Below are 9,206 nucleotides of genomic sequence, written 5' to 3'. Positions count from 1 at the left end.
ATTCCCAAGCTTATAGCGCGGGTTCGATTCCCGTCATCCGCTCTTGAACGAAGCCCCAGGTCAACAACCTGGGGCTTCGTCGTTGTCCAGACCTGGCCACATGGTCGGGGCCCAGCGGGGGACTGGCGAGCCGGCGGGCTTTACCGCGACGGTGTCACAGGAGCAGAGGCCCACCAGGTCGAGGGCGCCGCGACGGTGTAACCCAGCGACTCGTACAGCGGCCTGCCCAGCTTCGAAGCGGTGAGGGTGACCGGCAGGTCCGCCAGGTGGGCGAGGGAGCCGAGCATGACGGCCCGCCCCACGCCACGCGACCGGAAGGCCGGCGACGTACCGACCCAGTAGTGGCTGCCGACGCCGTCGTCCACGACGCTGACGCAGGCTCCCGCGGCCACGCCGTCGTGCGAGGCGACGAATACATCCACGCCCGGCTGCTCGATCAGCGCTGTCGGGAACAGCTCGCCGGGGCGGTAGGGCTTGAATCCGTCCAGTTCGAAGCCCTCGATCACGATCTGCTCGGCCGCCTGGAGGTCCTCGGGCCGCCGCACCCGGAACACGTCGAGCACCGGTTCGCCGACGGGCCCCGGCGGGCGCAGCATGACCGGCATCTGCCAGCTCCGCATGCCCAGGTGGCTCAGGTCGGTCGAGTTGAACGGATCCTCGGCGTTCACCGGGCCCGCGGCCCGGCGAACCAGCTCGCTCAACTCGGCCAGTTCGCCCGGGTCGAGGTCGGACTCCTGGATCAGGATCCGCACGCCGGCACGCTCGTCGCCGTCGACCGCGACGAATCCGCGGCGCCGGATCACCTCATGCCCCCGGCTTCGGCCGGTCGCGCTCCAAAGGGCGGCGGAGTTACGGGCCTGACGCATCGGCGCCTCGGCCAAGGCCACGGACGTGGGCCGGTCGGCCGAAGTAGATCTTGTTGTCATTACGCCTACGCTAATGCGCAACTGCCCGCTCACACAGGCCAATTCCATCCGGGCTGACTGGGCCACCTTCGGGCCGGGCCGCCTTCGGTTCCTGGGCTCCCGACCCCGCCGGTACCGCCCGGTCCCCTACCTTCCGGAAATCCGTCAGCTCGGTGAAGCTCGTTCCCACAGCTTCGCAGTCGTCGCCGTGGTCCGCTCCTCCGCCTGTTCGGTGCGTCGGACGGCATCCTCGATCTCGCTGAGCTTCGCGACGGACAGGACGCCCGCCGACTCGATCAGGTCGTCCCGGGACACGGTGGTCAGCCACGTACAGGGGGTGAAGCCCGGACGCGGGAACGCGAACCGCAGCACACCTTCGAAGGGCAGTCCCTCCATGGCACCCACGGCCACTTCGACGCCCAGACCGCTGATGTCGACGCCCGCCGGGGCGACGACCTGCATCACCCGGATCCCGGACGCGCCGTCTCCCGACAGCAGTACGACCGGCCGCCGCTCGTCGAACTCGACCCACCAGACTTCACCACGTTGCACAAGTCCTCCTGATACGAGGTTACGGGCGGGCGCCGAGGTCAGCCCAGGGCGAGCCAGCGGATACCGAGCTGTTCGACCTGTGCGGCCTCCGCTTCGTCCAGCGGCTCCCGGCCGGTGGCCTTGCGCAGGAAGTGGGGACGGCTCCACTCCAGCTTGTCGGCCGCCGCGGCGTGCTCCGGGCCGAGGAGCAGCTCCGTCACGGCATCACCGGCCGCCGGGGTGAGCCAGGCTTCGCGTCCGAGTGCGTCGGCCAGGTCGAGGCCGTGGACGGCGACTTCCACGACGCGGGTGAGGAGGAACTCCGACAGGAGCATGGCGTCGCCATGGCGTGTCCGCACGGTCCGACCGTCCGGTTGGGCCCGGCACAGCCCGTCGACCCGCCGCCAGGTCGCGGCGAAGTCCTCGGCGAAGGCGGCGCCGGTCGCCGGCCGCGCCGCACGGTCCTGGGCCAAGGCGATCCGCTTGCCGTTGGTCCGGGGTGAGAAGCGGTCGTCCGGGCGGTAGTGCTCCACCGCGGAGATCTCCGCCTCACCGGGCGCCGGCGCGTCCAGCATGGCCGGGAGCCAGTCGATCACCACGCATACGTGCCCGAGCAGGTCACGCACGGTCCAGGGAGTGCAGCGCGTCGGGAGGTTCCACTCGGCATCGGAGAGCCCGGCCACGGCATCGGTGAGGGCCCCGCATTCCAGCCGGAAGGCATCGAACACCTGATCGTGGTCCACGCCGCGCCGCACCCCGTCCATACGCCGTCCCCCGCTCACTTCGCCGTCCCGCCGGTCCGCTCCGCGCGGAGCACGGAGTAGTTCACCAGGTCGTTCCACTGCCCGCCGCGCCAGACCGCGGAGCGCAGCCCGCCGTCGGGACCGAGCAGGCCGTTCTCCGCGAAGCGACGACGCAGGTCGGCCGTCGGCTGGAATCCGAACCACTGGTGGACGCCCCAGCCGTCCGGTCCGCTGAACTCCCTCTCGTACAGGTCGAGATCGTCGGCGGTGACGGGACGAAGGGTGATCTCATCCGGCATGGAACGGCTCCAGATCCTCTCGGCCGAACGATTCGAACCCCCGTGACGGCCATACGGACAACGACTTCCCGCTTCGCTTCTCAGATCATCGACACGCACGTCGAACCGGTCCCGGTTGCAGACTGCTGGAAAAGATCGCCGGGCAGGTGCCAAGATCCGCGGCCGATCGTTCTCGCGGGGCGTGCGATAGGTTCCCCGCGTGATCGAACCCCCCGGATCCTTCTCCTGGCCGCCCGCCCCGATACCGACCGAACGGCTCGTGCTCCGCGAGTCCGAGGCCCGGGACCGCGCGTCGTTCGTCGAGCTGTTCGCCTCGCCGGAGGTGGGCACCTACATCGGTGGCGCCCGGCCTCGCGACGAACTTGAGCGCGCCGTGCCCGAGGTGCCCGGCCGACGCCCCGGCTGTTTCGTGGTCGAACTCGACGGAACGATGATCGGCATGATCACGCTCGACCCCCGCGGTGCCGAGCGCCAGGGGCATGTCCGCCCCGAGGCCGGGGAAGCCGAGCTCGGCTACCTGTTCCTGCCGGAGGCATGGGGACGCGGGTACGCCTTCGAGGCGTGCGCGGCGGCACTCGACTGGTTCGACGGCGCACGTCCCGGCGAACCCGTGGTGCTCTCCACCCAGAGCGCCAACGACCGCGCGATGCGCCTCGCGGTGAAGCTGGGCTTCACCGAGGTCGAGCGGTTCGAGGAGTACGGCGCCGAGCAGTGGTTCGGGGTGCGCCCCTCAGCCGCGCCTGCCGGATGAGGGCCGGCACCATGAGCGAGATCGTGCTGATGTCGGATCCGAAGGTCGCCGCCGTACCTGTGATCGAGTCCGGCGAACGTCTTGTGGACGTCCGCCTCGGCGGCCGACTGCTCGCCGACACCCGCAAGCAGGACCCGGCGGACGCCTTCGCCCACCTGCGGGAAGGAGTGCTGGAGCGGCTGCTCACGGCACAGACGATGCTTCCGGCGGGCTTGCGGCTGCTGTTCGTCGAGGGGTACCGGCCTCCTTCCCTCCAGCGGGAGTACTTCGAGGAGTACGCAGGCCAGCTGCGCGCCGCCAACCCCGGGTGGTCCTCCGACCAGATCCACTCGGCGGCGAGCAGGTACGTGTCGCCCCCCGACATCGCCCCGCACAGCGCCGGCGCGGCCGTCGACCTCACCCTCGCCGATGCCGACGGGCACGAGCTGGACCTGGGCACGCGCATGAACGCGGACCCGGAGGAGAGTGCGGGCGCCTGCTACACCCACGCCCCGAACATCAGCGAGGAGGCCCGCGCCAACCGGAAGCTGCTGGGCACCGTCCTCACGGCCGCGGGGCTGGTGAACTACCCCACGGAGTGGTGGCACTGGTCCTTCGGGGACCGCTACTGGGCCTTGATCACAGGAGAGACCGCGGCCCTCTACGGCCCGAAGGAGCTCGACTCGCAGCGCAGCTGACCCAGCTCTTCCCTCCCGGCCCGGGCAGCGCACCGACGGCGGGACGTCCTCCGGCAGCCCGGCCGCCTTACGCGTCTTCTTCCACTTGCCATACGCGGGTGCCGGCCGGAGGGGTGCTGAGGAGTTGGGGTGAGTGGTGGGTCGGTGCCGGCGTCAGACGAGCCGGCGAACCGTGAGCGGCGCCGTGCGCGTTGCCCCGCACCGCTGGTCGGGTTGCCACGGTGATGGCGGATTCGTGGGCACCGTCAGGGCGGAGGGAGCCAGTACCCAAAGCAAGGCTCGGCCGGTCAGTGGAGTCGTGGCGATCAGGGTCAGGTAGACCTCGATGATCGAGCCGTTTCCGGAGAAGACGTCCAGGTCGGCGGAGAGGCGTGACAGCAGGTAGATGACGGCGTCGACGATGAGCCACGAGGCGAGGTTCGCTCCGATCCACCATGCCCAGCGACTGGTGACCTTGCGGAGCACCATGGCCTGGGACAGGCCGAGGAGGGGTCCCAGAGCGAGGCTCTGGCTGGCGGCCAGCAGATAGGCCGTCGAGACGTCGTTGTCGGACTCCTGGGCGGTGATCACGGCAGGCATGATCACGAACAGCCAGGCCAGGAGCGCCGGGCCGACCCATGACCGTCTTCAGCACCGTCGGCTTCGGAGACGTCAGCCCACGCAGCGAACCGGCCAGGCTGCTGGTCACCGGTCAGATGGCCCTCAACCTGCTGCTGATCGGTGTCGCTGCCCGGCTCCTGGTGTCGGCGGTCGAACAAGGCAGGGTGCAGTCGGGCCGTTCGGAGACACGAGGTCCGAGCGACGGGGCGTGACCGCCGGCCGAGGGCCTGCCTACCCCTCAGCCTCCATTTCCGCCTCTGCGACGGCGATGGCGATGCCGAGAGCTGCGGCTATGTTGCCGGCCGCTGTCATGACGCGGGCCGTGCCCACGATGGGGGCGATGGCGACCAGGACGTCTTGGAGCCGTTCGGCGGTCACGTCCGCCCGCATGGCCGGGTCGATGTGAGCGGCATAGGAGATGGGGGGAGCGTCCGAGGCAGCGAGCGCGGCGATACGGGTGAGGATCAACATGTCGGGCGGCAGGCCGCACCGCTCGATCGAGTCGACGGTCATGGCAGCCAGAGTGTCCAGGACGGGAGTTTCAGATGCGACGGACATACAGGATCGCCTCCTGAGGCGAAAGCACCGTCGAGATGAGGGCGGTGGAGGCGGAGACAGAGAAGCATCCACGAGCACCGCGCTCTCTTGTTCAACCGTAGAAGCATTCCTGGTCGGGCGCCCGGGGAGGCGTGCGCGCACGACTGTGCGGCCAGGAGTCCGTGCCACTCCCGTGCCGGACAAGGCGGGGAGCAGCGGTAAATGACGGGTGCCCCAAGAACCCCTAGGCTTCCCGGTGACGCCCGTTTTGCCTGGTCAGGAACCCGCACAGGGCTCCAAGAGACACCTGGCAACGCATGAGGCCCGGATCCACAGGATCCGGGCCTCATGTCGCTTCAGTAGCGGGGACAGGATTTGAACCTGCGACCTCTGGGTTATGAGCCCAGCGAGCTACCGAGCTGCTCCACCCCGCGTCGGTAGGCCCAACACTACGCCACTTACGGCACCCCCAAGACCGGACTGCGGCAACGACGGGGTCGTCCGCCGGGACGGCGCTCCCTTCTCCCCCACGGACAGAGCCCGTCGGGCTCCTTCTCGGCGAACCAGTCCAGGTGCCGCCGCCGACTGGTGTCGCCCTCGACGCGGCGGCCGGTGTGAGGGCTGAGACAGCTTGATCCGCTCCGGGGCGCCGGTGGGCCGGACGCGTGATGTCGGGCCCACCGACGGCTTCGGCGGTTGTACGCGCCCGGCGCGCGGTGACTCAATGGCCCCAGCAACGGCCGCCGTCCGTCGATGAGGAGACCGGGCATGTCACGGGTCGAAGTGAACGACGTCGAGCTCTTCTACGAAGTGGGCGGGGACGGTGATCCGCTGGTCCTGGTGCACGGCTCCTGGAGCGATCACAACAGCTGGGCACCGGTCCTGCACGCCCTCGCGCTGAGATTCCGGGTCCTCGTCTACGACCGGCGGGGGCACAGCCAGAGCGAGCGCCCGCCGGGTCAGGGATATCGGCGGGAGGACGAAGAGGACCTGGCCGCGTTGATGGAGACCCTCGGGTTCGCACCGGCGTACGTCGCGGGCAACTCCTTCGGCGCCTCGACCGTACTCGGCCTGGCCGCCCGGCGTCCCGAGCTCTTCCGGGGCCTCGTCGCCCACGAACCCCCGCTCATGGACATCGTGTCCGACGACCCGGAACTGCTGCCGCTGATGGCGGCCACCGGAGAGAAGATCGCATCGGTCCTCGCCCACCTGCGGGCGGGCGAGACCCTCGCCGGAGCACGCCAGTTCGTGGAAGAGGCCGCTCTGGGACCCGGCGGCTGGGACCAGCTGCCGGACCGGCTCCGCGAGACGTTCCTCACCAACGCCCCCACGTTCGCCGACGAAGCGGCTGACCCCGGGTGCGACAGCCTCGACCTCGGCCGCCTCGCCGCCTACACCGGGCCCGCCTTGCTCACCAAGGGCACGGAAAGCCCGCCGTGGTTCGCCACGATCACCGCCCGCCTCTCCCGGGCGCTGCCCCAGGCGGAGACGCACACCTTCGACGGGGCCGGACACATCCCCCACATCACCCACCCGGACGACTACGTGAACCGTGTGATCAGCTTCATCGAAGCAAACGGCCGACTTTCATGACCGACGCGCCCGAACGGGGTAGGGCCGCCCGTGGCGCGCAGGTCGGTGAGCAGCCGGATGCCGAGGCTGCCCTTGTCGTCGACCTGCCAGGAAGAGCTACGGCCTGATCCGGGTGTCGTACGGCACCCGGGTCTGTGTCCGGCCGGTCGGCGGGAGGGCGTTGGCGTGAACCATGCCCGCGTGCGGGTGTCAGGGCCGGTCGACGGGCCTGCTGTGGCTCACCCTGGCGGTACGTGACGCGGGGCCGGCCCGCAGTCCGCCGCTGGAACGGGAGCATCGTGCAGCTCAGTCGTCGAGTCGTCCTGGGCGCCGGTGCGGTCGCGGCCGCCGGAGCCGTGCTGCCATCGGGGTACGGCGGCCACCGGGCCGCAGCTGCCCCGCCACTCCCTCCGGGTCAGATCACCGAACCGGCCGCGTGGCGGGAGCTGCGCCGGAAGCTGAGCCCTGCCGCTCGGCTGTACCGGCCGGGCGACGGGGGCTATCCGGCCGAGGCCACGGTCGACAACCAGCGGTACGCGGACGTCCGCCCGGCCGGGGTGCTCGCCTGCGCGACCGAGGACGACGTACGCGCCGCGGTCGGCTGGTGCGCCGACCACCGGGTGCCGTTCGTACCCCGCTCCGGCGGCCACAACTACGCCGGCCACTCCACCACGCCCGGCCTGGTCATCAGCCTCCGGCCCATGCACGACGTGGTGCCGCGGGGGCGGCGGCTGCACCTGGGCGGCGGCGCCACCAACTCCGACGTGTACGCCGCCCGGGACGTCGGCCTGTACTTCCCCGGCGGACGCTGCCCCGGCGTCGGCGTGGCCGGGCTCACCCTCGGCGGCGGGCTCGGCTTCAACGACCGCAAGTGGGGCCTGACCTGCGACCGGCTCGTCGAGACCCGCATCGTCCTCGCCGACGGCACCACGGTCCGGGCCGCCGAGGACGAGAACCCCGACCTGTTCTGGGCGTGCCGCGGCGGCGCGGGCGGCAACTTCGGCATCAACACCGCCTTCGTCTTCGACGCCGTACCCGTCGCCCGACAGCGCGCCACCGTCTTCGACCTCACCTTCCCCCTCACCGCCGGCCCCGCAGTGGTCGACGAGCTCCAGCACGTCCTCGGCAGCGACCCGGCGGGCGACTTCGACGTACGCATCGGCTTCAAGCACGCCGGCAACGGCACCACCTCGGTGTGGGTGCTCGGGCAGCGCCTGGGCCCCGAGGACGCGCTGCGCCGCATCCTCACTCCCCTGTTGACGTTGCGGCCGGCAAAGACGTTCATCCAGGAGCGTGGCTTCTGGGCCGCCCAGGACTACCTCATGGAGACCCCCGGCGCGAAGGACTGCTACGCCTCCCGCTCCCTCGTCCCCGACCGGTGGCTGACCCCCGACACCGTCCGACACATCGCCGAGTGGACCCGCACCTGGCGACCCGGCCCCGCCGCGGCCACCGGCTACCTCACGCTCTTCGCCATGGGCGCCGCCCACTCCGCACCCCGCCCCGACGAGACCGCCTACCCGCACCGGGCGGCCACCTTCGTCATCGACATCGGCACCCACTGGAAACCCGGCACCCCGCCCACCCAGGTGCACGCCCTCCTCGACCGGACCCGGGCCCTCCACGACACCCTGCGCCGCCGTCTGCGCACCGACGCGGCCTACGTCAACTTCCCGGACCCCGAGCTGCGCGACTGGCGGCACTCCTACTACGGCGCCAACTACGCCCGCCTGACGGAGATCAAGCACCGCTACGACCCCACCGGCCTCTTCCGCCACCCACAGGCCGTCGGCAGCCGCCGTTGGTGACGAGCCGCTGGGGCCTGTCCGCCGGACAGGCCCTAGTGGGCGTGCCCGTCGTCGTGGGCCGGCGCGGACGAAGAGGGCTTCGGTGCGGGAGAGACGCCCTGGGCAGGGGCAGTCGGTGCGGGGGCGGTCGGTTCAGGGGCTGAGCCATGGTCGCCTCCCGGGTCCTCGGCGGTTCCGTGGCTGTGCCCGGCGCCCGAGGCGGCTTCCATCGAGGCGGCGACCTCGCGCAGGCCGAAGAAGGCGAGGGTCGCCACGACCAGGACGGCGAGGCCGACGAGGCCGAAGATCCGGTGCCAGGGCGTGTCGGCGTCCTTGATCACGTACGCGACGAAGGAGACGACCAGGCCGGCGGGGACGAGGACGGCGCCGCGGGCGGGGAAGTCGTCGAAGTGCTGGAGGCCGCCGCTGAGCATGCCGATGCCGAACGAGAGCAGCAGCGAGGAGCCGATCACCGCCAGCATGCGCGGGAGCCCGGGCCGCTCGCGGGTGAGGAGGAACTCGTTGAGGACGGTGGCGGCGAGGAAGACGAGAGCGCCGTAGACGGCGATGCGGGTGTAGCGGTCGGGGTCGAGCGGGTGGTGGACGACCGCGCCGCTGATGAGGCCGGCGCCGACGAAGTATCCGACGTAGCCGAGGTAGCGGGCGGCCAGGGACCGCTTGCGGGAGGAGTGCTGCTTGCGCCGGGCGGCCCGTCCTGTGGTGCGAGGGGCCGGCGCGGTTTCGTGACTGCGGGCGTCGAGGAATTGGGTGGAGGCCATCTGCGAGTTCCTTGGGTGCTGCGTG

General features: G+C 70.9%; 12 protein-coding genes and 1 tRNA gene. 5 read left to right on the top strand and 8 right to left on the bottom strand.

Annotated features, from left to right (window positions below):
• Positions 1 to 140: 140 nt before the first annotated feature.
• From ACFV9D_RS19240 to ACFV9D_RS19225, 4 genes are all read right to left on the bottom strand, one after another.
• Positions 141 to 803 carry a GNAT family N-acetyltransferase gene (locus ACFV9D_RS19240; protein WP_385147135.1) on the bottom strand — a complete coding sequence of 221 codons (663 nt, stop codon included), beginning with the start codon at positions 801 to 803 and terminating at the stop codon, positions 141 to 143.
• 267 nt (positions 804 to 1,070) lie between these two features.
• The gene (locus ACFV9D_RS19235; protein WP_385147132.1) at positions 1,071 to 1,457 is read right to left on the bottom strand and encodes a type II toxin-antitoxin system PemK/MazF family toxin; all 387 of its coding nucleotides are present in this window, start codon (positions 1,455 to 1,457) and stop codon (positions 1,071 to 1,073) included.
• A gap of 38 nt (positions 1,458 to 1,495) precedes the next feature.
• The gene (locus ACFV9D_RS19230) at positions 1,496 to 2,179 is read right to left on the bottom strand and encodes a maleylpyruvate isomerase N-terminal domain-containing protein (protein ID WP_385147129.1); all 684 of its coding nucleotides are present in this window, start codon (positions 2,177 to 2,179) and stop codon (positions 1,496 to 1,498) included.
• 35 nt (positions 2,180 to 2,214) lie between these two features.
• Positions 2,215 to 2,478, bottom strand: coding sequence for a hypothetical protein (locus tag ACFV9D_RS19225; RefSeq protein WP_385147126.1), 264 nt, complete (start codon positions 2,476 to 2,478; stop codon positions 2,215 to 2,217).
• Positions 2,479 to 2,680: 202 nt separating this feature from the next.
• Between ACFV9D_RS19225 and ACFV9D_RS19220 the strand changes: the two genes are divergently transcribed.
• Entirely contained in the window at positions 2,681 to 3,229 is a 549-nt protein-coding gene (locus ACFV9D_RS19220) for a GNAT family N-acetyltransferase (protein WP_385147299.1), read from the top strand.
• Positions 3,230 to 3,240: 11 nt separating this feature from the next.
• Positions 3,241 to 3,906 carry a M15 family metallopeptidase gene (locus tag ACFV9D_RS19215; RefSeq protein ID WP_385147123.1) on the top strand — a complete coding sequence of 222 codons (666 nt, stop codon included), beginning with the start codon at positions 3,241 to 3,243 and terminating at the stop codon, positions 3,904 to 3,906.
• 153 nt (positions 3,907 to 4,059) lie between these two features.
• Here ACFV9D_RS19215 and ACFV9D_RS19210 read toward each other — a convergent pair whose 3' ends face one another.
• The gene (locus ACFV9D_RS19210; RefSeq protein ID WP_385147120.1) at positions 4,060 to 4,476 is read right to left on the bottom strand and encodes a hypothetical protein; all 417 of its coding nucleotides are present in this window, start codon (positions 4,474 to 4,476) and stop codon (positions 4,060 to 4,062) included.
• Positions 4,477 to 4,523: 47 nt separating this feature from the next.
• Here ACFV9D_RS19210 and ACFV9D_RS19205 point away from each other — a divergent pair, with 47 nt between their 5' ends.
• The gene (locus tag ACFV9D_RS19205; RefSeq protein WP_385147117.1) at positions 4,524 to 4,718 is read left to right on the top strand and encodes a potassium channel family protein; all 195 of its coding nucleotides are present in this window, start codon (positions 4,524 to 4,526) and stop codon (positions 4,716 to 4,718) included.
• Positions 4,719 to 4,737: 19 nt separating this feature from the next.
• On the opposite strand, the gene ACFV9D_RS19200 is transcribed toward ACFV9D_RS19205, so the two are convergent.
• Together ACFV9D_RS19200 and ACFV9D_RS19195 are read right to left on the bottom strand one after the other, a co-directional pair.
• The gene (locus tag ACFV9D_RS19200) at positions 4,738 to 5,064 is read right to left on the bottom strand and encodes a carboxymuconolactone decarboxylase family protein (RefSeq protein WP_385147114.1); all 327 of its coding nucleotides are present in this window, start codon (positions 5,062 to 5,064) and stop codon (positions 4,738 to 4,740) included.
• Positions 5,065 to 5,403: 339 nt separating this feature from the next.
• A tRNA-Met gene (locus ACFV9D_RS19195) sits at positions 5,404 to 5,477 on the bottom strand.
• Positions 5,478 to 5,811: 334 nt separating this feature from the next.
• Between ACFV9D_RS19195 and ACFV9D_RS19190 the strand changes: the two genes are divergently transcribed.
• Together ACFV9D_RS19190 and ACFV9D_RS19185 are read left to right on the top strand one after the other, a co-directional pair.
• The gene (locus tag ACFV9D_RS19190) at positions 5,812 to 6,636 is read left to right on the top strand and encodes an alpha/beta fold hydrolase (RefSeq protein ID WP_385147111.1); all 825 of its coding nucleotides are present in this window, start codon (positions 5,812 to 5,814) and stop codon (positions 6,634 to 6,636) included.
• A 278-nt stretch (positions 6,637 to 6,914) separates the two neighbouring features.
• Entirely contained in the window at positions 6,915 to 8,423 is a 1,509-nt protein-coding gene (locus ACFV9D_RS19185) for an FAD-binding oxidoreductase (protein WP_385147108.1), read from the top strand.
• 32 nt (positions 8,424 to 8,455) lie between these two features.
• On the opposite strand, the gene ACFV9D_RS19180 is transcribed toward ACFV9D_RS19185, so the two are convergent.
• A complete protein-coding gene (locus ACFV9D_RS19180) occupies positions 8,456 to 9,181 on the bottom strand; it encodes a hypothetical protein (RefSeq protein ID WP_385147106.1) in 726 nt (241 codons plus the stop codon).
• Positions 9,182 to 9,206: the final 25 nt, after the last annotated feature.

Origin of the sequence: Streptomyces sp. NPDC059875 (genome assembly GCF_042731085.1) — a bacterium.
GTDB lineage: Bacteria > Actinomycetota > Actinomycetes > Streptomycetales > Streptomycetaceae > Streptomyces.
This window is presented reverse-complemented; position numbering and strand designations above follow the sequence as displayed.

Bases quoted from the DNA above. Each gene is read 5' to 3' on its own strand.
- ACFV9D_RS19225 (WP_385147126.1), bottom strand. From the start codon at position 2,478: ATGCCGGATGAGATCACCCTTCGTCCCGTCACCGCCGACGATCTCGAC.
- ACFV9D_RS19215 (WP_385147123.1), top strand. From the start codon at position 3,241: ATGAGCGAGATCGTGCTGATGTCGGATCCGAAGGTCGCCGCCGTACCT.
- ACFV9D_RS19205 (WP_385147117.1), top strand. From the start codon at position 4,524: ATGACCGTCTTCAGCACCGTCGGCTTCGGAGACGTCAGCCCACGCAGC.
- ACFV9D_RS19200 (WP_385147114.1), bottom strand. From the start codon at position 5,064: ATGTCCGTCGCATCTGAAACTCCCGTCCTGGACACTCTGGCTGCCATG.
- ACFV9D_RS19190 (WP_385147111.1), top strand. From the start codon at position 5,812: ATGTCACGGGTCGAAGTGAACGACGTCGAGCTCTTCTACGAAGTGGGC.
- ACFV9D_RS19180 (WP_385147106.1), bottom strand. From the start codon at position 9,181: ATGGCCTCCACCCAATTCCTCGACGCCCGCAGTCACGAAACCGCGCCG.